The sequence below is a fragment of the Aeromonas hydrophila subsp. hydrophila ATCC 7966 genome (assembly GCF_000014805.1).
Classification (GTDB): domain Bacteria; phylum Pseudomonadota; class Gammaproteobacteria; order Enterobacterales; family Aeromonadaceae; genus Aeromonas; species Aeromonas hydrophila.
On record NC_008570.1, the window covers coordinates 4,291,731 to 4,313,724 of the forward strand.

General features: G+C 59.3%; 20 protein-coding genes. 9 read left to right on the forward strand and 11 right to left on the reverse strand.

What is annotated here, in order from left to right:
* Positions 1-14: 14 nt before the first annotated feature.
* The 3 genes from aceE to ampD all read right to left on the reverse strand — a co-directional run bounded on the left by aceE (position 15) and on the right by ampD (position 4,367).
* A complete protein-coding gene (gene aceE, locus AHA_RS19520) occupies positions 15-2,675 on the reverse strand; it encodes a pyruvate dehydrogenase (acetyl-transferring), homodimeric type (protein ID WP_011707563.1) in 2,661 nt (886 codons plus the stop codon).
* A 79-nt stretch (positions 2,676-2,754) separates the two neighbouring features.
* The gene (gene pdhR, locus AHA_RS19525) at positions 2,755-3,519 is read right to left on the reverse strand and encodes a pyruvate dehydrogenase complex transcriptional repressor PdhR (RefSeq protein ID WP_011707564.1); all 765 of its coding nucleotides are present in this window, start codon (positions 3,517-3,519) and stop codon (positions 2,755-2,757) included.
* 275 nt (positions 3,520-3,794) lie between these two features.
* Complete coding sequence (gene ampD / locus AHA_RS19530) at positions 3,795-4,367, reverse strand: 1,6-anhydro-N-acetylmuramyl-L-alanine amidase AmpD (RefSeq protein WP_011707565.1); 573 nt, start codon at positions 4,365-4,367, stop codon at positions 3,795-3,797.
* Positions 4,368-4,514: 147 nt separating this feature from the next.
* Between ampD and AHA_RS19535 the strand changes: the two genes are divergently transcribed.
* From AHA_RS19535 to yacG, 9 genes are all read left to right on the forward strand, one after another.
* Positions 4,515-4,985 (forward strand): retropepsin-like aspartic protease family protein, encoded by a 471-nt coding sequence (locus AHA_RS19535; RefSeq protein WP_024944772.1) that lies wholly within the window; start codon positions 4,515-4,517, stop codon positions 4,983-4,985.
* A 5-nt stretch (positions 4,986-4,990) separates the two neighbouring features.
* Complete coding sequence (gene nadC / locus AHA_RS19540; RefSeq protein ID WP_011707567.1) at positions 4,991-5,848, forward strand: carboxylating nicotinate-nucleotide diphosphorylase; 858 nt, start codon at positions 4,991-4,993, stop codon at positions 5,846-5,848.
* 322 nt (positions 5,849-6,170) lie between these two features.
* Positions 6,171-6,653, forward strand: a complete 483-nt coding sequence (gene tapA / locus AHA_RS19545) for a type IVa pilus major pilin TapA (protein ID WP_011707568.1) — start codon at positions 6,171-6,173, stop codon at positions 6,651-6,653.
* Positions 6,647-8,362 (forward strand): PilB family type IVa pilus assembly ATPase TapB, encoded by a 1,716-nt coding sequence (gene tapB, locus AHA_RS19550; protein ID WP_011707569.1) that lies wholly within the window; start codon positions 6,647-6,649, stop codon positions 8,360-8,362. The genes tapA and tapB overlap by 7 nt, the downstream gene beginning before the upstream one ends.
* Positions 8,363-8,477: 115 nt before the next feature.
* Positions 8,478-9,719 carry a type II secretion system F family protein gene (locus AHA_RS19555; RefSeq protein WP_011707570.1) on the forward strand — a complete coding sequence of 414 codons (1,242 nt, stop codon included), beginning with the start codon at positions 8,478-8,480 and terminating at the stop codon, positions 9,717-9,719.
* A 22-nt stretch (positions 9,720-9,741) separates the two neighbouring features.
* A complete protein-coding gene (locus AHA_RS19560; protein WP_011707571.1) occupies positions 9,742-10,614 on the forward strand; it encodes a prepilin peptidase in 873 nt (290 codons plus the stop codon).
* Positions 10,615-10,633: 19 nt separating this feature from the next.
* Positions 10,634-11,248 carry a dephospho-CoA kinase gene (gene coaE / locus AHA_RS19565; RefSeq protein WP_011707572.1) on the forward strand — a complete coding sequence of 205 codons (615 nt, stop codon included), beginning with the start codon at positions 10,634-10,636 and terminating at the stop codon, positions 11,246-11,248.
* Between the two features lie 37 nt (positions 11,249-11,285).
* The gene (gene zapD / locus AHA_RS19570; protein ID WP_024945431.1) at positions 11,286-12,008 is read left to right on the forward strand and encodes a cell division protein ZapD; all 723 of its coding nucleotides are present in this window, start codon (positions 11,286-11,288) and stop codon (positions 12,006-12,008) included.
* Between the two features lie 9 nt (positions 12,009-12,017).
* The gene (yacG, locus tag AHA_RS19575; RefSeq protein WP_005305661.1) at positions 12,018-12,212 is read left to right on the forward strand and encodes a DNA gyrase inhibitor YacG; all 195 of its coding nucleotides are present in this window, start codon (positions 12,018-12,020) and stop codon (positions 12,210-12,212) included.
* A 60-nt stretch (positions 12,213-12,272) separates the two neighbouring features.
* Here the strand turns inward: yacG and mutT are convergent, their stop codons facing one another.
* The 8 genes from mutT to AHA_RS19615 form a co-directional block, all read right to left on the reverse strand.
* The gene (gene mutT / locus AHA_RS19580; RefSeq protein WP_016352173.1) at positions 12,273-12,686 is read right to left on the reverse strand and encodes an 8-oxo-dGTP diphosphatase MutT; all 414 of its coding nucleotides are present in this window, start codon (positions 12,684-12,686) and stop codon (positions 12,273-12,275) included.
* 8 nt (positions 12,687-12,694) lie between these two features.
* Entirely contained in the window at positions 12,695-13,879 is a 1,185-nt protein-coding gene (locus AHA_RS19585) for a tetratricopeptide repeat protein (protein WP_011707575.1), read from the reverse strand.
* Positions 13,880-13,953: 74 nt separating this feature from the next.
* A complete protein-coding gene (secA, locus tag AHA_RS19590; protein WP_011707576.1) occupies positions 13,954-16,674 on the reverse strand; it encodes a preprotein translocase subunit SecA in 2,721 nt (906 codons plus the stop codon).
* A 59-nt stretch (positions 16,675-16,733) separates the two neighbouring features.
* Positions 16,734-17,639 (reverse strand): M23 family metallopeptidase, encoded by a 906-nt coding sequence (locus AHA_RS19595; protein WP_011707577.1) that lies wholly within the window; start codon positions 17,637-17,639, stop codon positions 16,734-16,736.
* Positions 17,640-17,779: 140 nt separating this feature from the next.
* A complete protein-coding gene (gene lpxC / locus AHA_RS19600; RefSeq protein ID WP_011707578.1) occupies positions 17,780-18,703 on the reverse strand; it encodes a UDP-3-O-acyl-N-acetylglucosamine deacetylase in 924 nt (307 codons plus the stop codon).
* Between the two features lie 101 nt (positions 18,704-18,804).
* Positions 18,805-19,956 carry a cell division protein FtsZ gene (ftsZ, locus tag AHA_RS19605; protein WP_005305686.1) on the reverse strand — a complete coding sequence of 384 codons (1,152 nt, stop codon included), beginning with the start codon at positions 19,954-19,956 and terminating at the stop codon, positions 18,805-18,807.
* 40 nt (positions 19,957-19,996) lie between these two features.
* Complete coding sequence (ftsA, locus tag AHA_RS19610) at positions 19,997-21,256, reverse strand: cell division protein FtsA (protein WP_005305690.1); 1,260 nt, start codon at positions 21,254-21,256, stop codon at positions 19,997-19,999.
* Entirely contained in the window at positions 21,237-21,989 is a 753-nt protein-coding gene (locus AHA_RS19615) for a cell division protein FtsQ/DivIB (protein WP_017409434.1), read from the reverse strand. Before AHA_RS19615 ends, ftsA begins: the two co-directional genes overlap by 20 nt.
* Between the last annotated feature and the right edge of the window lie 5 nt (positions 21,990-21,994).

Here is a 21,994-nt window from a genome sequence, read left to right on the forward strand (position 1 = left end):
GACACTTGATCCTCTTACGCGTACAGCGGGTTGACCTTGTCGGCATCGATGCCGTACTTGGCGATGGCGTCAGCCACAACCTGCTTGTCTACCTCGCCGCGCTTGGCCAGTTCGGTCAGGGCAGCAACCACCACGTAGAATTCGTTCACTTCGAAGTGACGACGCAGGTTGGCACGGCTGTCGGAACGGCCGTAACCGTCGGTACCCAGCACGCGGTAGTTCTCGGTCGGTACGAAGGCACGCACCTGATCGGCGAAGGACTTCATGTAGTCGGTCGCGGCGATGGTGGCTTCGCTGCCCAGTACCTGAGCGATGTACGGTACGCGAGCATCGGCGTTCGGGTGCAGCATGTTCCAGCGATCCGCGTCCTGACCGTCACGAGCCAGCTCGTTGAAGGAGGTGACGCTGAACACGTCGGAGCCGATGCCGTACTCGCTGGCCAGGATCTGGGCGGCGGTGCGCACGTGACCCAGGATGGAGCCACAACCCAGCAGCTGTACCTTGGCCTTGGTGCCGGCCACGGTTTCCAGCTTGTAGATACCCTTGCGGATGCCTTCCTCGGCGCCTTCCGGCATGGCCGGCATGGCGTAGTTCTCGTTCAGGGTGGTGATGTAGTAGAAGACGTTCTCCGGCTTCTCACCGTACATGCGACGCAGACCGTCCTGTACGATCACCGCTACTTCATAGGCGTAGGATGGGTCGTAGGAGACGCAGTTCGGGATGGTGTTGGCCAGGATGTGGCTGTGACCATCTTCGTGCTGCAGACCTTCGCCGTTCAGGGTAGTACGACCGGAGGTCGCACCCAGCAGGAAGCCACGGGCTTGCTGGTCACCGGCTGCCCACGCCATGTCGCCGATCCGCTGGAAGCCGAACATGGAGTAGTAGATGTAGAACGGGATCATCGGGCAATCGTTGGTGCTGTAAGAGGTCGCAGCAGCCAGCCAGGAGGACATGGCGCCCAGCTCGTTGATGCCGTCTTGCAGAACCTGACCCTGCTTGTCTTCCTTGTAGTAGGAAACGATGTCGCGGTCTTGCGGGGTGTACTGCTGACCGTGCGGGCTGTAGATACCGATCTGGCGGAACAGACCTTCCATACCGAAGGTACGGGCTTCGTCAGCCAGGATCGGGACGATGCGCTTGCCGATGGACTTGTCTTTCAGCATCACGTTCAGGGAACGCACGAACGCCATGGTGGTGGAGATTTCGCGCGCCTGTTCACCCAGCAGCGGACCAAAAGCATCCAGCGCCGGGATTTCCAGCTTGGTGGTGCTCTCGCGCAGACGGGTCGGTACATAGCCCTTCAGCGCGGCACGACGGGCGTGCAGGTACTTGTGCTCTTCGGTACCCTCTTCGATCTTCAGGTACGGCAGGGTTTCCAGCTGCTCGTCGGTGACCGGCAGGTTGAAACGATCGCGCAGGTGACGCACGGAGCCCAGATCCATCTTCTTGACCTGGTGAGCGATGTTCTTGCCTTCGGCTGCTTCACCCATGCCGTAACCCTTGATGGTCTTGGCCAGGATCACGGTCGGCTTGCCCTTGGTCGCCGCAGCCTTGGAGAAGGCGGCGAACAGTTTGCGAGGATCGTGACCACCGCGGTTCAGGGCGAAGATCTCCTCGTCGGTCATGTCTTTGACCAGCGCGGCAGTTTCCGGGTAACGGTTGAAGAAGTGCTCGCGCACGTAGCCGCCATCACGGGACTTCATGGTCTGGTAGTCACCGTCCACGGTCTCGTTCATCAGCTGGATCAGCTTGCCGGAAGTGTCTTTCTTCAGCAGCTCATCCCACTTGCGACCCCAGATCACCTTGGTGACGTCCCAGCCAGCGCCGGAGAACAGGCCTTCCAGCTCGTTGATGACCTTGCCGTTGCCGACAACCGGGCCATCCAGACGCTGCAGGTTGCAGTTGACCACGAACACCAGGTTGTCGAGCTTTTCACGCACGGCAACGGTCAGGGCGCCCTTGGCTTCCGGCTCGTCCATCTCGCCATCACCCAGGAAGGCGTAAACGGTCTGCTCGGAGCAATCCTTGATGCCACGGTCGGTCAGGTACTTCAGGAAGCGAGCCTGATAGATGGCGGCGATGGGGCCCAGACCCATGGAGACGGTCGGGAACTGCCAGAAGTCCGGCATCAGTTTCGGGTGCGGGTAGGAAGGGATACCCTTGCCATCCACTTCCTGACGGAAGTTGTCCAGCTGCTCTTCGGTCAGACGACCTTCAGCGAAGGCACGAGCATAGATGCCCGGGGAGATGTGACCCTGGAAGTAGACCAGGTCGCCACCGTCCTTCTCGCTGCGAGCGCGGAAGAAGTGGTTGTAGCAGACTTCGTAGATGGTCGCGGAAGAAGCGAAGGAAGACATGTGACCACCCAGGTCCAGGTCTTTCTTGGAAGCGCGCAGCACGATCATCATGGCGTTCCAGCGGATGATGGCGCGAATGCGGCGCTCCATCTCCAGGTCGCCCGGGTAGTCCGGCTCTTCGCTGGACGGGATGGTGTTGATGTAATCGCGGTTTGCCTTGGCAGCCACGTCCACACCGCTTGCGCGGGCTTTCTCGGCCAACTGTTCAAGGATGAACTGAGCGCGTTGGGGACCCTCTTCACGCAGCAGGGATTCCAGAGAGGCAAGCCACTCCAGCGTTTCTATCGGGTCCACATCGTTCTTCAGGATATCAGACATGGCTGGTTCCTATTTTGTTGTGATTGCACGGCATTGCACGGCGAAGGGCGCAAGCATTCGACAATAAAGCCTTGTGGGATTAGTTTTCCTGCTGACGGATCCGACGCATGGATCGCTGGATCCGGCTGTCTTCCCTCTGCATATCCAACAAGGTGTCCTCGATAAAGGCCAGGTGCTCATGACAAGCTGCCCTGGCCCGCTCCGGAGCCCCCGACAGGATAGCCTCGATCAGATGCGCGCGATGGCGACGGATCTTGGCGACCACTCCCGGACGGCGATTCAGAATTTCGTTATTGCGTAAAATGTTCTGCTCAAGCATGGGGCCCATGGCCCGCAGCAGATGCAGCAGCACCACGTTGTGGGACGCCTCGGCCACCGCCAGATAGAACTGGGTGACGGCAGCGGATTCGCTGACCAGCGAGCCTTGCTGGCCGGCCTCCTCGATGGCGGACTGCACCTGACGGATGCGCTCGAAATCGGCGTCCGTACCCCGTAACGCAGCATAGTAGGCGCAGATGCCTTCCAGTGCGTGGCGAAACTCCAGCAGGTCATACTGGGCTTCCGGGTGAGTGCTGAGCAGCTCGAACAGGGGATCGGCAATCCCTTTGCTCAAGGCGTTTTGTACGTAAGTGCCGCCGCCCTGACGACGATACAAGAGTCCTCTTGCCTCGAGGCGCTGGATGGCTTCGCGCAGCGAGGGGCGCGACACCTGAAACTGGATGGCCAGTTCCCGCTCAGGCGGCAACTTCTGGCCCGGCTGCAAACTGCCTTCCAGAATCATCTGTTCCAGCTCGGCGACAATGGCGTCGGCCAACTTGGGTTGAGTAATCTTGAGATAGGGCATGAGGCTGCTTTGTTAAATTGGTATTACCAATTTCATGAATGGGGCGAAAATTAGCAGAGGGCATGGGAAAAGTCCACCCAAAAGATGATCTGAATCAAGAATCAACCTTGCCACTTAAGGGGTAAAGAGAGGGATTTATGATTTAGCTCATAGAAATTGGTCAGACCAATATTTTTGACATTGCTCACAGGCAACATTTGATCAACAGCCAACAAAAATGGCCTGCCATAAAGGCAAGCCATTGTTTTAAAAACACAAACTTATTTTTAGAATAATCACTTAAAGTTGAGTGCCTGACGGTAGCGCGGCCATTCGAAACTGTCACCCGGATCCGTCTTGCGCCCCGGCGCTATGTCGCAATGGCCGACGATACGATCCGCCGTAATGGCGGGGTAATGGCTGGACAAGGTTCGGCTGAGCCCAACCAATGCCTCGTATTGTGCGTCGGTGTAGGGGTGCTCATCGGTCCCTTCCAGCTCGATCCCGATGGAAAAGTCGTTGCACGCCTCTCGTCCCTGCCAGCTCGATACCCCAGCATGCCAGGCTCTGGCACCAAACGGCACATATTGCACCAGCTCACCGTCGCGCCGGATCAGGCAATGTGCCGAGACCCGCAGCTGATGGATACCGGCAAAATAGGGGTGAGCGTCGGGATCGAGCCGCCCAAGGAAAAGATCATCGATGAAGGGACCGCCAAACTCGCCAGGCGGCAGGCTGATGCCATGCACCACCAGCAGGGAGATATCGTTCGGGGTGGCCCGCTCGTTGTGGTGCGGTGACGGCACCTTGCGGGCTTGCTCACACCAACCGTCTGAATCAATGGAAAATACTATTTTTGGCTGAGTCATTGTCTACTCGCTCTGCAATGGGATGGCGCATCTGGCAACACTGGACGGGCAACAAGGCGATCCACCTCTCAGGCTCATCGCAGTCGCCTCATGACAGCGGGCAACTGTGGTAGGCTGAGCCATCTTCCGCTCGACTCAGGAAAGGATATGCACCCGATGGCACGCCGCTTCTGGTTGCTGGCCTGGCTCTCCCTGATGGGATTGCTGACCCTCTATTTTCATGCCCGCGAACAACCGTCGGTGACCGCCAGCGGCGACCTGCTGCTCAAGGCCGATGCCAGCGGCCACTATCGTCTGGAGGGTGCCATCAACGGTCAGCCGGTGCAACTGCTGCTCGATACCGGTGCGACCCGCATTACCGTGCCACAACAGGTTGCCGAACGGCTTGGCCTGACCGCCCGCGGCAGCAGTCAGGTGAATACGGCAGCCGGCTTTATCCGGGTCGGCAACGGCACCATCGAAACGCTGGCGATGGGACCACTGACCTTGTACGATCTGGCCATCTTCATCAATCCGGCAGCGGCTGGCGACGAGGTGCTGGTAGGCATGAACGCCCTCGGCCGGCTGGAGCTGGTTCAAAAGGAGCGGCAGTTGCTGCTCAGACCTTTGCAGGAATAAAAGGCATGCTACAACAGGACATCCGCCGCGCCGTGCGCGCCGCACTACTCGAAGACTTGGGCGATGCCCTCACCCCGTTGGATCAACCGGATGCCAGCGCCGACATCACGGCTCAGCTGATCCCGGCGGATCGCCTCGCCAGCGCCAGGGTCATCACCCGCGAGGCTGGCGTATTTTGCGGCCAGCCCTGGGTCGATGAGGTGTTTGTCCAGCTTGGTGGCGAAGTCAGAGTTGAATGGCTGGTACAAGATGGCGAAGTGCTCTCCCCCAATCAGGAACTGTTTCGCCTGCATGGCCCGGCCCGCGTGTTGCTGACCGGTGAGCGCAATGCCCTCAACTTCGTGCAGACCCTCTCCGGAGTGGCCTCTCTTACCGCTCGCTACGTGGCCGAGCTGGCAGATACCGATTGTCGGCTGCTCGATACCCGCAAGACCCTGCCAGGACTGCGCAGCGCCCAGAAGTACGCTGTCACCTGCGGCGGCGGCAAGAACCACAGGATCGGCCTGTTCGACGCTTACCTCATCAAGGAGAATCACATTCTCGCCTGTGGCGGCATCGCTGAAGCAATCAGCGAAGCCCGCCGTCTCAACCCGGGTAAACCGGTAGAGGTAGAAGTCGAATCCCTGGTCGAGCTGGAGCAGGCCTTGGCTGCCGGTGCCGACATAGTGATGCTGGATAACTTCGACATTCCCATGATGCGCGAGGCGGTTGCCCTCAATCAGAGCCGGGCCAAGCTGGAGGTATCTGGCAACGTTACGCTAGATACCCTAGCTGACTATGCCGCGACCGGCGTCGATTTTATCTCGGTCGGCGCCCTGACCAAGCATGTACGCGCCCTGGATCTCTCGATGCGATTCATCTAGCCGCAGAGGCATCATCGTGCCCCTATCTTGTCGCTGACATATAACAAGATGAAGGACTTGCAAAAGGCGCCACGGGCGCCTTTTCTTTAAGGCAGGATCCCTCGGCAAAGGAGTGTGAGATGGACCCATCCCCGCCAGTAAAAAAGAGTCGATAGGGACTCTTCATCCATGATTTATATCAAAATTTTCGCAAATGACAGAAAGATTGTTAACAAAGACCCCGGCCTCTGTTGCCAAGTCAAACAGCTCGGATAAGATACTGACGTGTGGATAGTTTTCCACCGGCACTTCCCAGGAACCAAGGACAAAAAGGATATTTGAAATGAAGAAACAATCAGGCTTTACCCTTATCGAATTGATGATCGTAGTCGCGATCGTCGCCATCCTGGCCGCCATCGCGCTGCCGGCGTATCAAACATATACATTACGCGCAAAATACTCAGAGGTAATTGCAGCCGCTGGCCCAGCGAAAACAGCTGTAGAAGTATGTGTGCAAAGCCTTGATGTAACTGCAATAGACCTTACTAACGCAACTGCTGGCGGTTCGTGCATTGACGCAGCAAATAGTGCATTAGCAAGTGCCATCGCTAATGCGAATGCAGCACGTATAGACACCGACAATACAAAAACTCTCGCTGCTGCAACTGGTGCAAATACCGTCACTATTACCGTAACAAGCGGTACTGATTTTGCTAACCTGACACCCGCCAACCCAACATTTGTCATGGTTGGAACTGTTGAAGCGTCTAAGCAAGTCAACTGGACAAGAGATACCGGTACATGTGCTGCTGCTAGCATGTGCTAACGATGACCTCTAGCCCCAATAGCGGCCTGGCGTTAAGCCTGGCCGCCTCTTCCCTGCTCAGTGAGTCCGACTCACAGCGCTATCTGAGCCAAGCCAAGGCCCAGCGCAAGCCCTTTGTGACCTTTCTGATCGAAAACGAAATCCTAGACAGCAAGGCACTGGCTGACTTCTGCGAGCTGGAGTATGGGGTACCTCTGTTGGATCTTGCCGCCTTCGACCTGGCCGAGATCCCGCAGAAATACCTCAATCAGAAGCTGATTGAAAAGCATCACGTCCTGCCCATCTACACCCAAGGGCACACCCTCTATATCGCTATGTCAGACCCGACCAATGTGTCTGCACTGGAGGATTTTGGCTTCAGCTTCGGGTTACATACCGAGGCGCTGCTGGTCGAGGAAAACAAACTCACCACTGCCATCAGCAAGCTGATGGAGAGCGATCAGGATGCCCTCGGCATGGAGGACATCGACGAATCCGAGATCTCCGAGCTGGAAGTGTCTGACGAGGGATCACGGCTCGACGAGAGCGTCAACACTGCTGACGATGACGCGCCCATCGTCAAATACATCAACAAAATCATGATGGATGCCATCAAGCGCGGTGCCTCTGACCTTCACTTCGAGCCCTATGAGACCAAATACCGCATCCGCTTTCGAATAGACGGTATTCTGCATGAGATAGCGACCCCACCGGTCAACCTAGCCAACCGCTTCTCGGCTCGCCTCAAGGTGATGGCACGGCTCGATATCGCTGAGCGGCGACTGCCACAGGATGGCCGCATCAAGCTGAAGCTGTCGCGCAACAAGTCGATGGATATGCGGGTCAATACCCTGCCCACCATGTGGGGCGAAAAGATCGTTATCCGTCTGCTCGACTCCTCCGCCGCACGCCTCAATATCGAGCAACTCGGTTTCGACGAGCGCCAGAAGGCGCAATACCTGCGTGCCCTGTCGAAGCCTCAGGGCATGATTCTGGTGACCGGCCCTACCGGTTCGGGCAAGACGGTTTCACTCTATACCGGTCTCAATATTCTCAATACCACCGAGGTCAATATCTCCACCGCCGAAGATCCGGTGGAGATCAACCTGCCCGGCGTCAATCAGGTGCAAGTCAATCCCAAGGCAGGGCTGACCTTCGCCAGCGCCCTGCGTTCTTTCTTGCGCCAAGACCCCGATGTGGTCATGGTGGGTGAAATCCGGGATCTGGAGACCGCTGAAATTGCCATCAAGGCCGCCCAGACCGGCCACCTGGTGCTATCCACCCTACACACCAACTCGGCGGCAGAAACGCTGACCCGGATGATGAACATGGGGGTGCCCGCCTTCAATATCGCCTCCTCGGTCACCCTGATCATGGCTCAGCGGCTGGCGCGCAAACTGTGCGATCACTGCAAAGCCCCCGAAGTCGTACCCGAGGCTGAGCTGCTTGAGCTGGGTTTTACCCAGCAGCAGCTGGCCGCTGGCTTGCGGCTGTTCAAACCGGTTGGCTGCAAAGAGTGCTCGGGTGGCTACAAGGGCCGGGTCGGCATCTACGAAATCATGCTAATGTCTGAAAACATCGCAAAATTGATCATGCAAGGGGCCAACTCTCTGCAGATTGCCGCCATAGCCCAGAAGGAAGGCATGCGTACCTTGCGTACCTCCGGCCTTGAGAAGGCCCGCCTGGGGGTGACCAGTCTCGCGGAGATAAACCGGGTAACAACCAACTGACAGAGTCTATCGCTCAGCCGATTCATCCAGGTGCCGCCGGCCCTGGCGATTTCCATCAGGCCGAGGCTGCTTCTCCTCATGACGAGCAACCCGAGCCCCATTGCAGGACGCAGTGATGGCAACGCTAACCCAGAAACAGAATGCCCCCAAGAAAGTCTTCGCTTTTCGCTGGAGCGGGGTGAATCGCAAGGGCCAGAAGGTCTCCGGCGAATTGCAGGCCGACAGCATCAACACGGTCAAGGCAGAACTGCGCAAACAGGGTGTCAACGTCACCAAGGTGAGCAAGAAGAGCCAGGGGCTCTTCTCCAAGGGCGGCGCCAAGATCAAGCCGATGGACATCGCCGTCGTCTCCCGCCAGATCACCACCATGCTGTCAGCCGGCGTACCTCTGGTCCAAAGCCTGCAGATCATCGCTCGCAGCCACGAGAAGGCGGCCATGCGCGAGCTCATGGGCCAGATTGCCGCCGATGTGGAGACCGGCACGCCTATGTCCGAAGCGCTGCGCCGTCATCCCCGTCACTTTGACGATCTCTACTGCGATCTGGTGGAGGCTGGCGAACAGTCCGGCGCCCTAGAGACCATCTACGATCGTATCGCCACCTATCGCGAGAAATCGGAAGCCCTCAAGTCCAAGATCAAGAAAGCCATGTTCTACCCCACAATGGTCATATTGGTGGCCATTGTCGTTACCTCCATCCTGCTGCTGTTTGTCATTCCCCAGTTCGAGGACATCTTCAAGAGTTTCGGCGCCGAACTGCCCATCTTCACCCAGTTCGTCATCGGCATCTCCCGTTTCATGCAGAACTGGTGGTATGTGATCTTTGGCGGCATAGCGCTCGCCATCTTTCTCTACGTGCGCGCCTGGCGCGCCTCCCAGAAGGTCAAGGACAACACCGACAAGTTCATACTGACCATCCCCGTGGTCGGCATGATATTGCACAAGGCCGCCATGGCCCGTTTCGCCCGCACCCTCTCCACCACCTTCTCTGCCGGTATTCCACTGGTGGATGCCTTGGTTTCTGCGGCAGGCGCCTCCGGCAACTATGTCTACCGTACTGCCGTCATGGCCATTCGCAACGAGGTGGTGGCCGGTATGCAGATCAACGTGGCCATGCGCACCGTCGATCTGTTCCCGGACATGGTGATCCAGATGGTGATGATCGGCGAGGAGTCTGGCGCCATCGATGATATGCTCTCCAAGGTCGCCACCATCTTCGAGCAGGAGGTGGACGATCTGGTCGACGGCCTCACCAGCCTGCTGGAGCCTCTCATCATGGTAGTGCTGGGGGTTCTGGTCGGCGGCATGGTGGTCGCCATGTATCTGCCCATCTTCAAACTGGGATCGGTGATCCACTGATCCCCCATCAATCCGAGACTCCATGTTGCTGATCACTGACGTTTTTCACAGCCTGCCCTGGCTCTATTTCTCGCTGGTATTCCTCTTTTCTCTGATGATCGGCAGTTTTCTCAACGTGGTCATCCATCGCCTGCCCATCATGCTGGAGCGGGAGTGGCAGGCCGAGTATCTCGGCTATTTCAATCCGGAAACACTGCCGCAGCAGGAAGAACGCTACAACCTGATGGTGCCGCGTTCTGCCTGCCCCCATTGCGGCCACGCCATCACGGCCATGGAGAACATCCCCCTGCTCAGCTGGCTCTGGCTCAAGGGACGCTGCCGTGAATGCCAGGCCCCTATCTCGGTCCGTTATCCTCTGGTGGAATTGCTGACGGCCCTGCTCTCGCTGGTCGTCGCCGCGACATTTGCACCGGGCTGGGGCTTGCTGGCCGCCCTGCTGCTCACCTGGGTGCTGGTGGCACTCACTTTCATCGATCTGGACAAGATGCTGCTGCCGGACCAGCTGACCCTGCCACTGTTGTGGGGCGGCCTGCTGTTCAACCTGGCAGGGGGATTTATACCGCTGGCCGATGCGGTGATCGGCGCCATGGCTGGCTATCTGGTGCTCTGGAGCCTCTACTGGGCCTTCAAGCTGCTGACCGGCAAGGAAGGGATGGGCTATGGCGACTTCAAGCTGCTGGCGGCGCTGGGTGCCTGGCTCGGCTGGCAGGCACTGCCCATCGTGCTGCTGCTCTCGTCGCTGGTTGGCGCTTTCATCGGGATTGGTCTCATTCTGCTGCGCAACCATCATCAGAACAAACCCATCCCCTTCGGCCCCTATCTGGCCATCGCCGGCTGGATCGCGCTGCTGTGGGGCGATACCATCACCCGCTGGTACCTCACGACGTTTCTCTGATCAAAGGCAACACTGACCCATGTATGTAGTCGCAATCACCGGTGGAATTGGCAGCGGCAAGACCACGGTTGCCAATCAATTTGCAGAGCTCGGCATCGAAGTAGTGGATGCGGACGTCATCGCCCGCGAGGTAGTCGAGCCCGGTACCCCTGCCCTGGCCACCATCGCCGCCCATTTTGGCTCAGATGTCATCACCCCCGCTGGCCAGCTCAATCGCCGTCGGCTGCGTGAGCGGGTCTTCACTGACCCGCAGGCCAAGGGCTGGCTCAACGCTCTGCTCCACCCCCTCATTCGCACCGAGATGCAGCGCCAGTGTGCGGCCGCTCGCTCCCCCTATTGCTTGCTGGTAGTGCCCTTGCTGGTGGAAAACCGGCTCACTGCCCTAGCCAATCGGGTATTGGTGATCGACGTGGACGAAGCGACCCAGATTGAGCGTACCTGCCGCCGGGACGGCGTGAGCCGCGAGCAGGCCCAAGCCATCCTGACCGCCCAGGCGAGCCGGGCCGAACGGCTGGCGGCAGCCGACGATGTGCTGGACAACCAGAATGGCACGCCCGAGGCGATAAAGAGCCGAATTTTAGCGCTGCACGAGACATATCTGGCATTTGCCTCTCAACAAGCCCGCCAACTGTGAGTACACTAGGCCGGTTTATGGCTGGCCAGGATTAGGCATGATTTACGATTTTCCCCTCAATGAAAAAAGCCGGACCTATCTTCGTCTGGAGTCCCTGTTTTCCCAGATCCGCGACAATCTGGAGAGCGACCAGTCCTGGGCACATATCGCCTTTTTCAAGGGTCTGTTCGACCTGCAGGAGTTGCTGGAACGCGGCGACCTGCGCGCCGATCTGATCAAGGATCTGGAGCGCCTCGGCCAGCGCCTGAGCCACTGGGCCAGCCTGCCCGATGTTGACCTGGAGCAGATCAGCCAGATGCAACAGGAGAGCGCCCAGCTGTCCCGCAACCTGCTGAGTGCCCCGCGTCCCGGTGCCCGCCTCAAAGAGGATCGGCTGCTCGGCTCCATTCGCCAACGCTTCTCCATTCCGGGCGGATTGTGCGCCTTCGACGTGCCGCAACTGCACCACTGGCTCGCTACCCCGGCCATCGCCCGTCATCAGCAGATGCAGCTGTGGCTGAGCGACATCAATCTGTTGATGAACGCCATCTCCCTGCTGCTGCGGCTGTGGCGTGAGTCCGGCAACTTCAGCGAGCAGGTTGCCGTCAACGGCTTCTTCCAGGATACCGCCGAGAGCGCCGAGCTGATCCGCATCCGTCTGACCGGCACCCAGCAGTGCTACCCCACCCTGAGCGGCCACAAGAACCGGTTCGCCCTGCGTTTCCTGCCTACCACGGAGCAGCAGATCGGTGATGTTCCCTTCCAGCTTGCCTGCTGCTAAGGAGCATTCATGGTGACCAAAGTAAAGTGCCCGACCTGCCAAACCGAGCTGGAATGGGGCCCACAAAGTCCGTTTCGGCCGTTCTGCAGCAAGCGCTGCCAGCTGATCGATCTCGGCGAGTGGGCCGACGAGGAGAAGCGGATCCCGGGGGAAATAGACCCGGAGCTGCTGCCCTACCCCGAAGAAGGGGAGCAGTGGCAGTAAGCCAGCAATCAAAAAGGGCCGATACGGCCCTTTTTATTTTGGTATGCACTGCGGCTCACATCAGCCCTGTGCGGCCAGTGATGCCTGCAGGCGCGTCACGATCGGGCCATTGGCGTCGGGGAAATGGTACTCGTGCAGAGAGGCCAGCGGCACCCAGCGACACTCCTGCCCCTCCTTGCCGAACGGCTCGCCGCTAAAGCGGGTCACCTTCCAGATATCCAGCAGCACCTGCTTGTCCGGGTAGTCGTGATGCAGTTCCATGAAGGGGGCGCAATCCTGCACCCGGATCCCGATCTCTTCCCACAGTTCGCGATCCAGCGCAGTAAGCAGATCCTCCCCGGCTTCCACCTTGCCGCCTGGAAACTCCCAGCGATCCCCCTGATGGCGATCGGCGGAGCGCTTGGCGATAAAGATATCGCCCCGTTCGTTCTCGATGACGCCGACCGCCACCCAGATCCGTTTCTTCTGTTCCATCATTGTCCTCAACGTAAACACGGCAAACGGGCAATCCAGGGCGCCAGCCGATGGGCCTGCGGCTCCCTTTGTGCCGTAAAGATATCCTGCCCCACATGTTCGCTCCCGCCAGGGGCGGGCTGCGGCCAGGGAATGGCACCTGGCGGCGTGAAGCAGCGATCGTGCACCAGACAGCTCTGCGAGAGATAACCCCAGAGCCGATCGCGCAAAAACCATTGGTCGATGTTCGGCGTCTCCATCACATCGGGCTGATAGCCTTCGAGCAGGGGCGCCAACGGCGGCAATACGCCGGCCACCCCGCCCCACATCCCCGCCAGCACCAGATCGGTATGGCTCCACCAGTCGCGCATGATATGAAACCAGTGCGTCGATGCAAGCCACTCCTGTACCGCCAGCAGCTCGCGCACGCCCGGCACCGAATCCACATCCCGCACCAGAAAGCGCCCCACCAGTGGATCATTGGCCACCTGGAAACGCCAGCACAGACGCTGACGCAAAGGCTGACCGGCAGGTTGCAACAAGAGCTCTGCCCCCAGTTCGCGCAGCGCAGCGAGCAACTCGGCCGGCACGCTCTCATCCACGTAGAAACGCACCTGCCAGCCCGGATAGAGATAGGCCGCCGCCAGCACATTGTCGATGGCTCCTCGCAGATAACGGGGAGCACTGCCCCACAGGGAAAAAGCGATGACATCCGGTTTGCGACTGCCATCGGCCAACCAGACGGCCGGTTCTGCCGTAGGCAATGCCCAGGATGGTGGCGCCTTGCCCGCCGACCGGGCCTTCAGGGTCAGTGAGCGGGTTCCCGCCAGAGCGGCCTCATCGTAGCGATCCAGCTTGGCCAGCGAGGCGCAGAGGGCGTCCAGCGCATGGAAATCGTCGGGGGCGCGCTGCTGCAAGGTTTGCAAGCGTGCCACTGCCAGCTCGTACTGACCGGCCCGCGACAGGCAAGCGCAGAGGTTGCGCAGCACCTCGTCATTGGCGGGTTTGGCCTTGTGGGCCATCTCCAGCACCTGCGCCGCGGAAGCCGGGTCATCGCACAGAAAGAGGTAATAGGCAAACTGCAGCTGCAAGGCAATCGGCTTGGCCGCGCTGCCGTTGAGCCGGGCCAGCAGTTGCTGGATGGCAACCTGACGCTGGCCCGCCAGCCAGCTGTTGTGGGCAGTAGTATCCCATCCTGTCGGCATCTTGCTCATCGCACGGCTCTCCTTCTTTGCCTGCCGGAAATGAATGCACCGCCCGGAGGCGGTGCATCATCGTCATTGCGCTATCAGGTCAACTGACCGTGGCAGTGCTTGTATTTTTTGCCTGAGCCACACGGGCAGGGGTCATTGCGTCCCACCTTCTGCTCGTCCCGCACGAAGGTAACCGGGGCAGCTTCGGCCTGGGCCTCGTCGTCAGCCAGCTGGTTGTCGGCCGCGGCATGGGTGTAGGTGCGGGGAGCGGCTTCGGCCTGCTGGCGCTGCTGCTCTTCCATCGCCTCCACATCGCGCTCCTGCACCTGTACCCGGCTCAGGATGCTGACCACGTCGCGCTTGAGGGTTTCCAGCATCTGGGTGAACAGATCGAAGGATTCGCGCTTGTACTCCTGCTTGGGGTTTTTCTGGGCGTAACCGCGCAGATGGATGCCCTGACGCAGGTGATCCATGGCCGCCAAGTGCTCTTTCCACAGGCCGTCCAGGGTTTGCAGCATCACCGCCTTCTCGAAGTTGCGCAGCACCTCCTTGCCGACCAGCTCTTCCTTGTGGGCATAGAGTTTGGTGGCTTCATCCAGGATGCGCTCGCGCAGTTTCTCTTCATAGAGCTTGTCGTCTTCCGCCAGCCACTGCTGCAACGGCAGATCCAGCGCGAAGTCGGACTTCAGGCGGGCTTCCAGACCCGGCACGTCCCACATCTCTTCCAGGGACTGGGGCGGGATGTACTCGTCGATGATGGCGCCATAGACATCGTCACGGATGACGTGGATGGTCTCGGAGATATCGCTGGTGTCCAGCAGCTCATTGCGCTGCTCGTAAACCACCTTGCGCTGGTCGTTGGCCACGTCGTCAAACTCCAGCAAGCTCTTGCGGATGTCGAAGTTGCGACCCTCCACCTTGCGCTGGGCATTTTCGATCGCCTTGGTCACCCACGGGTGCTCGATGGCCTCGCCCTCTTCCATCCCCAGCTTCTTCATCATGCCGGTGACGCGATCGGAGGCGAAGATCCGCATCAAGGTATCTTCCATGGAGAGGTAGAAACGGGAGGAACCCGGGTCGCCCTGACGACCGGAACGGCCGCGCAGCTGGTTGTCGATACGACGGGATTCGTGGCGCTCGGTACCTATGATGTGCAGACCACCAGCGGCCAGTACCGCATCGTGACGCACCTGCCAGGCCGCTTTCAGCTCGGCGATTTGTGCCTCGGTCGGGTTCTCCAGCTGGGCGATTTCCGCTTGCCAGTTGCCGCCGAGCACGATGTCGGTACCACGACCGGCCATGTTGGTGGCGATGGTGACGGCGCCGGTCTGACCGGCCTGGGCGACGATCTCCGCTTCCATGGCGTGGAACTTGGCGTTCAGCACCTTGTGCGGGATGTTCTCCTTGGTCAGGATGCCGGAGAGCAGCTCGGAGTTCTCGATGGAGACGGTACCGACCAGTACCGGCTGGCCGCGTTCGACGCAACCGCGAATGTCTTCGATGATGGCGGCATACTTCTCGTTGGCGGTCAGGTAGACCAGATCGCCCATGTCCTTGCGCACCATCGGCTTGTTGGTCGGGATAACCACGGTATCCAGGCCATAAATTTGCTGGAATTCAAAGGCTTCGGTATCGGCAGTCCCCGTCATGCCCGCCAGCTTGTCGTACAGACGGAAGTAGTTCTGGAAGGTGATGGAGGCCAGAGTCTGGTTCTCGTTCTGGATCTTGACCCCTTCCTTCGCTTCGACCGCCTGATGCAGACCATCGGACCAGCGACGGCCCGGCATGGTACGGCCGGTGTGCTCGTCGACGATGACGATCTCGTCCTTCTGGACGATATAGTCGACGTTGCGCTCAAACAGGGTATGAGCGCGCAGGCCGGCGTTGACGTGGTGCAGCAGGCTGATGTTGGTGGCGGAGAACAGGGAGTCATCCTCGGCCAGCAGCCCCTCTTTCTTGAGCAGCTCTTCGACGAAGATCTGGCCGTTTTCGGTCAGCAAAGCCTGACGGTTCTTCTCGTCCACCGTGTAGTGGCCGTCGCCGGTGTACTCTTCAGAGTCTTCCTTGTCCTGCTTGACCAGCAGCGGGATCAGCTTGTTGACACGGATATAGAGCTCGGAGCTGTCTTCGGCCGGGCCGGAGATGATGAGCGGGGTACGGGCTTCATCGATGAGCACCGAGTCCACCTCATCCACCAGCGCATAGTTGAGCGGACGCTGCACGCGCTGCTCGGGCGAGAACGCCATGTTGTCGCGCAGGTAGTCGAAACCGAATTCGTTGTTGGTACCGTAGGTGATGTCAGCGGCGTAGGCGTCACGCTTCTGGGACGCGTCCATGCCGGGCACGTTGCAGTCGACTGTCATGCCGAGGAAGGCGAACAGCGGGCGGTTCGCCTCGGCGTCACGCTTGGCCAGATAGTCGTTCACGGTCACCACGTGCACGCCGCGACCGCTCAGGGCGTTCAGGTAGGCCGGCAGGGTCGCGGTGAGGGTCTTGCCTTCACCTGTCTTCATCTCGGCGATGCGGTTGGAGTTCAGCACCATGCCACCGATCAGCTGCACGTCGAAGTGACGCATGCCAAACACCCTGCGAGATGCTTCACGCACGGTGGCAAAGGCCTCCGGCAGCAACTGCTCCAGTGTCTCACCCTGCTCCAGACGCTGACGATACTCGGCCGTCTTGGCCTGCAGCTGTGCATCGGACAGAGCTTCGAACTGAGGCTCCATCGCATTGATCTGTTTTACAATTTTGCGCAGAGCCTTGAGCGTTCTGTCGTTCCGGCTGCCGATAATCTTGGTAAGCAGTGTGCTAATCATGGGTACCAACTATTTCTGGTTATATAAGTGTTCCGTCACTGGAACCTGGAGAAAAAAACCTAACCCCGTCTGGCATTGAGAAAACGCGCGGGGTCCACCTGACGACCATCTTTCAACACTTCGTAATGCAAATGGACCCCGGTCGCGCGACCGGTGCGTCCCATCAAGGCAATTTTCTGGCCCTCATCGACCAGGGTGCCCACTTCGACCAGCAACTTGGAGTTGTGGGCATAGCGGGTCACCAAACCATTGCCGTGGTTGATCTCCACCATGTTGCCAAATTCCGGATGACGGCCCGCCCAGCTCACTACGCCCGGGCCCGTCGCCAGAATGGGGGTGCCGGGCTTGCCACGGAAATCCACCCCTTTGTGCATCTTGGCGCGACCGTTGAACGGATCGACCCGGCCACCGAAGCCAGAGGAGACCCAAACCCGCTCCTGCTTGACCGGTGTTCCGGAAATAAAGCCGGCATCGGTTATATGGTGATTCATGATGAAAGATTCAAGTACCGACAGCTGCTCTTCACGACTGCTGAGCTGCTGGCTGAGATGCTTCATGGAGTCCTGCAGCTCGTTGAGGCTGACTTCCAGATCCGCATCATAGGAGGGGCCGCCCATGGGGGGCAGCTCCTTGAAATTGAACTCTTCGGGATCGAGGTCGGCCTTTTCGGTCAGCCGCTCGCCGAGCGCGTTGAGACGACCCAGCTGCCCCTGCATGGTGCCCACCTGGGCGGCCAGCATGGCAAGCTGTTCGCGGGCTTCGTCAGCCCCTTGCGTGGATTTTTGCTGTTCGGCCATGGCCAGCGCGACTTCCAGCGCCTCCATTGTTTGATGCCAGCTCTGCCAGAGCCAGCCACCACTCAGGGCCAATACAGTGAAGAAGATACCGCCGACCCAGGCCAGACGTTGTTTCGGTAAGTGCAACTTGCGTCGCTGCTTGCCATTGAGGATCAGGGTAATGCTCATAGAAATCAGTCTGCTCGGTCAGGTGTGGCCATTGGCCCGCACGGGAAATAAAACCGGGAGATAATCGGTATTACGGAATGGAGTAAACAAATGACGGAACGTCGGTGCGGAGAGAGGACCGACGTTCCGTTGCACAGCTATCAGGCCAGAACCAGACCGTTATCGTAGTAAGCGATGGGCGCTTTGTCGCCCTCACCCTCGAAGGTCACCAGTTCCCAGGCCTCCTGCTTGGCCAGCAAGGCACGCAGCAGCTTGTTGTTCAGGGCATGGCCGGTCTTGTAGGCACGGAATTCGCCAATGATGCTGCGGTTACACATGTAAAGGTCACCGATCGCATCCAACATCTTGTGTTTGACGAATTCATCTTCATAGCGCAGGCCATCTTCGTTCAGTACCCGATAGTCATCCAGCACCACGGCGTTTTCCAGGCTTCCGCCCAGCGCCAGGTTCTGGGAACGCAGGTACTCGATGTCACGCATGAAACCGAACGTACGAGCACGGCTGATCTCTTTCACGAAAGAGGCACCGGAGAAGTCCAGCACGCAACGCTGATTGCGTCCTTCAAATACCGGATGCTGGAAGTCGATCTCGAGATCCATCTTGAAGCCGTTGCGATAGGGGTGGAATTCCGCCCACTTGTCGCCGTCTTCAACCCGGATGCTCTGCTTGATCCGCACAAACTGCTTGGGCGCATTCTGTTCACGGATACCGACTTCTTGCAGCAGGTAGATAAAGGGGTGCGCACTGCCGTCCATCACCGGGATCTCGGGCGCATCAACCTCGACATAGAGGTTGTCGATGCCCATCCCGGCCAGCGCGGCAGAGAGGTGCTCAATGGTAGAGACTCGGACACCGGCTTCATTGACCAGAGCGGTACAAAGCACGGTATCACGCACCTGATCGGCATTGGCTGGCAGCTCAACCACAGGATTCAGATCGGTACGCAAGTAAACGATCCCTGTGTTAACAGGCGCCGGACGGAACGTCATTGTGACTTTCCGGCCCGAATGCAGGCCGACACCGGTGGCCTGGACACTCGTTTTCAAGGTTCTTTGTCTAATCATGGGCGTATCCGCTTAACAGCTCAAATTCCTGACCAGATGGTCGTTGCCGGGCCATCTTAGCACATTCCTTAAGCAACAAACAAACCAGCGTCATTGGAGGCTTAGTCGGCTTGCTTGCGCAGGAACGCAGGAATATCGAGATAATCCGGTTCACGACGAGCTTGCGGCTCGGCGTTGACCACCTTGGCCGGGGCCTCTTCCATCACGCGAGACTGCAGGGCTTCGCTGATCAGGGGCTGACGGGCCGGACGCTCTTGGACCATGTTGTTCTTCACCAGCGTGATGTCCGGCTTGCGCTCGGCACCGATACCGGTGGCAACCACGGTCACGCGCAGTTCGTCGTGCATTTCCGGGTCGATTACGGTACCTACCACCACGGTGGCGTTCTCGGAAGCGAAGGCCTTGACCGCGTTACCCACGGTTTCGAACTCTTCGATGGTCATGTCCATGCCGGCGGTGATGTTGACCAGGATGCCACGGGCACCGGCCAGATCCACGTCTTCCAGCAACGGGCTGGAGATGGCTTTCTCGGCCGCTTCTTCGGCGCGGTCATCACCGGAGGCGGAACCGGTACCCATCATGGCGGTGCCCATTTCACGCATCACGGTACGCACGTCCGCGAAGTCGACGTTGATCAAGCCCGGACGGGTGATCAGCTCGGCAATGCCCTGTACCGCGCCAAGCAGTACGTCGTTGGCAGCCTTGAAGGCGTCCAGCAGGGAGATGCCGCGGCCCAGCACCTTCAGCAACTTGTCGTTGGGGATGGTGATCAGGGAGTCGACGTTCTTGGACAGCTCTTCGATGCCGTGAGCCGCGAAGCCCATCCGCTTCTTCCCTTCGAAGGAGAACGGCTTGGTTACGACAGCAACTGTCAGGATACCCATCTCACGGGCCACTTCGGCCACGATCGGTGCAGCACCGGTACCGGTACCACCACCCATGCCGGCGGCGATGAACACCATGTCGGAACCAGTCAGCAGCTCGCGCAGCGCTTCCCGATCTTCCATGGCCGCATCACGACCCACTTCCGGATTGGCTCCGGCACCCAGACCCTTGGTGATGCCACCACCGATCTGCAGGGTTGTGTTGGCGCTGGAGTTACGCAGAGCCTGGGCGTCGGTGTTGACGGTAATGAATTCAACGCCTTCGATGTTTTGACGAACCATGTGCTCGACCGCGTTGCCGCCGCCGCCACCCACACCAATCACTTTAATGACGGCTTCGTCAGTGTGGCTATCCATAAATTCAAACATGTTGTCTCTCCGCTTTATTTGCCTGACTCAGCAAAATCTTTTAGAACTCGCCACGCAACCAGTTGCTGACCCGTTTGACCAGCCCACCTACGCTTGCCTTGGCGGCATATTCCTTGCTACTGCCGGTGGATTGATGGGTGCGGCCATACTGCAGCAACCCGACCGCGGTCGAGTACACAGGCGCCTGCACATAATCACTCAATCCCCGGATATTCATGGGCTCCCCTACCCGGACCTGGCTCTGGAAGATCTGCTCTGCGCACTCCACAATGCCTTCGATCTGGGCAGCGCCGCCGGTCAAGACCACACCGGCTGCAAGCTGATGCTTGACCCCCTGCGCTTTCAATTCGCTTTGTACCCGCACCAGCTCATCATTCACCATGGAGAGCAACTCGGTGTAACGGGGCTCAATCACTTCAGCCAGTGTCTGCCGCTGCAGGCTGCGCGCCGGACGACCGCCGACACTGGGTACTTCAATATTGTCTTCCTTGCTGACCAGCCGGCCGAGGGCGCAGCCATAGCGCACCTTGATCGCCTCCGCATCGAGCGGCGGAGTGCCGAAGGCGTAGGCGATGTCGCTGGTCACCGTGCTGCCGGCGTACGGGATCACCTTGGTGTGACGCAAGGCACCGCCGGTAAACAGCGACATGTCCATGGTGCCGCCACCGATGTCCACCACGCAGACACCCAGCTCTTTCTCGTCTTCGGTCAGCACGGCGTAGCTGGACGCCAGTGCGGAGAAGATCAGCTGATCCACCCGCAGACCCACCTTCTCCACACATTTCTCGATGTTGCGAGCCATGTCGTTGTGGCAGGTGATCAGGTGCACCTTGGCCGCCATCCGCACGCCGGAGAGGCCGACCGGGTTCTTGATCCCTTCCTGGTAGTCGATGGCGAACTCCTGGGGCAGCACGTGCAGCACCCGGAGCTCATCGGACAACCGTACCGACTTGGCGGTGTGGATGACGTTGTCCACGTCTTCCTGGGTCACCTCTTCGTCGGAGATGGGCACCATGCCGGTTTCATTGCGACAGTCGATATGCTTGCCGGACAACCCCAGATAGACGGAGCTGATCTGGCAGTCGGCCATCATTTCAGCCTCTTCCACCGCGCGACGCAGGGACTTGACCACGGAATCAAGATCGTTGACCCCGCCCTTGTCCATGCCGCGAGAGGCGTGACTGCCCATGCCGATGACATTGAGCTCACCGTCTGGCAGCACTTCGCCAACCAGAACCGCCACCTTGGTTGTGCCGATATCCAGCCCGACAATCAGATTTCTATCTGCGGTTTTGGTCATTCACTTTCTCTTCGTTCTTCTTCCAGCCAACTGCCATTCCGGTGTCGTATCGAAGATCCACGTAAGCAACCCGCTCACGAGGTTCGATGACCGGAAAGGCATCGATAAACCGCTGCAGTCGAAGCGCGATATCCGAGCGCCCCAAAAACAGCTGAATGTTGCCATCCAGGGTCAGTTCCCAGGCATGGCGAGGGGTCAGATTCACCCCCAGCAGCTTGTACCCTCTGGCCGCCAGCTGCGCCTCGTATTGGCGGCTGGCCTCCAGCACCTTGACGGCCTGATCTTCTGGCCCCGACAGCTGCATCAGAGGGGTCTTCACCCTGTCCGGCGCACTGAACACCTCACCCTTGGTGTTGACGAAGCGGTTGCCATTCCAGCGGGCCGCGACCGCCTGTTCGGTGAGGTAGACCTTGATCTTGTTGGGCCACTTCTTGCGTACCGAGACCTGGGCCACCCAAGGCAAGGCGTTCAACCGCGCCTGCAATTCGTTTACATCCAACTCGAAGAAGTTGCGCAACTCGGCGCCATCCAGCACGGCGCTGCGCAGTTCATCGGTTTGCAAATACTGGTGTTGCCCCTGCAGCAACAGCTCGCTCATGGGCAACCGATTGGCATCCGTCAGCCAATCTTTAACATCCAGCGCGGTCTGGTAGAGGCCCCACATGACCAGGATGAAAAATCCCACCCCGGCGATGAAGCCCCCCTTGGTGCGCCCTTGTGCCCTTGCCTCCACCCGAT

Excerpts from the sequence above, each read along its gene's own strand:
- aceE (WP_011707563.1), bottom strand. The coding sequence starts at position 2,675 with ATGTCTGATATCCTGAAGAACGATGTGGACCCGATAGAAACGCTGGAG.
- pdhR (WP_011707564.1), bottom strand. The coding sequence starts at position 3,519 with ATGCCCTATCTCAAGATTACTCAACCCAAGTTGGCCGACGCCATTGTC.
- ampD (WP_011707565.1), bottom strand. The coding sequence starts at position 4,367 with ATGACTCAGCCAAAAATAGTATTTTCCATTGATTCAGACGGTTGGTGT.
- AHA_RS19535 (WP_024944772.1), top strand. The coding sequence starts at position 4,515 with ATGCACCCGATGGCACGCCGCTTCTGGTTGCTGGCCTGGCTCTCCCTG.
- nadC (WP_011707567.1), top strand. The coding sequence starts at position 4,991 with ATGCTACAACAGGACATCCGCCGCGCCGTGCGCGCCGCACTACTCGAA.
- tapA (WP_011707568.1), top strand. The coding sequence starts at position 6,171 with ATGAAGAAACAATCAGGCTTTACCCTTATCGAATTGATGATCGTAGTC.
- AHA_RS19555 (WP_011707570.1), top strand. The coding sequence starts at position 8,478 with ATGGCAACGCTAACCCAGAAACAGAATGCCCCCAAGAAAGTCTTCGCT.
- AHA_RS19560 (WP_011707571.1), top strand. The coding sequence starts at position 9,742 with ATGTTGCTGATCACTGACGTTTTTCACAGCCTGCCCTGGCTCTATTTC.
- coaE (WP_011707572.1), top strand. The coding sequence starts at position 10,634 with ATGTATGTAGTCGCAATCACCGGTGGAATTGGCAGCGGCAAGACCACG.
- zapD (WP_024945431.1), top strand. The coding sequence starts at position 11,286 with ATGATTTACGATTTTCCCCTCAATGAAAAAAGCCGGACCTATCTTCGT.
- yacG (WP_005305661.1), top strand. The coding sequence starts at position 12,018 with ATGGTGACCAAAGTAAAGTGCCCGACCTGCCAAACCGAGCTGGAATGG.
- mutT (WP_016352173.1), bottom strand. The coding sequence starts at position 12,686 with ATGGAACAGAAGAAACGGATCTGGGTGGCGGTCGGCGTCATCGAGAAC.
- AHA_RS19585 (WP_011707575.1), bottom strand. The coding sequence starts at position 13,879 with ATGAGCAAGATGCCGACAGGATGGGATACTACTGCCCACAACAGCTGG.
- secA (WP_011707576.1), bottom strand. The coding sequence starts at position 16,674 with ATGATTAGCACACTGCTTACCAAGATTATCGGCAGCCGGAACGACAGA.
- AHA_RS19595 (WP_011707577.1), bottom strand. The coding sequence starts at position 17,639 with ATGAGCATTACCCTGATCCTCAATGGCAAGCAGCGACGCAAGTTGCAC.
- lpxC (WP_011707578.1), bottom strand. The coding sequence starts at position 18,703 with ATGATTAGACAAAGAACCTTGAAAACGAGTGTCCAGGCCACCGGTGTC.
- ftsZ (WP_005305686.1), bottom strand. The coding sequence starts at position 19,956 with ATGTTTGAATTTATGGATAGCCACACTGACGAAGCCGTCATTAAAGTG.
- ftsA (WP_005305690.1), bottom strand. The coding sequence starts at position 21,256 with ATGACCAAAACCGCAGATAGAAATCTGATTGTCGGGCTGGATATCGGC.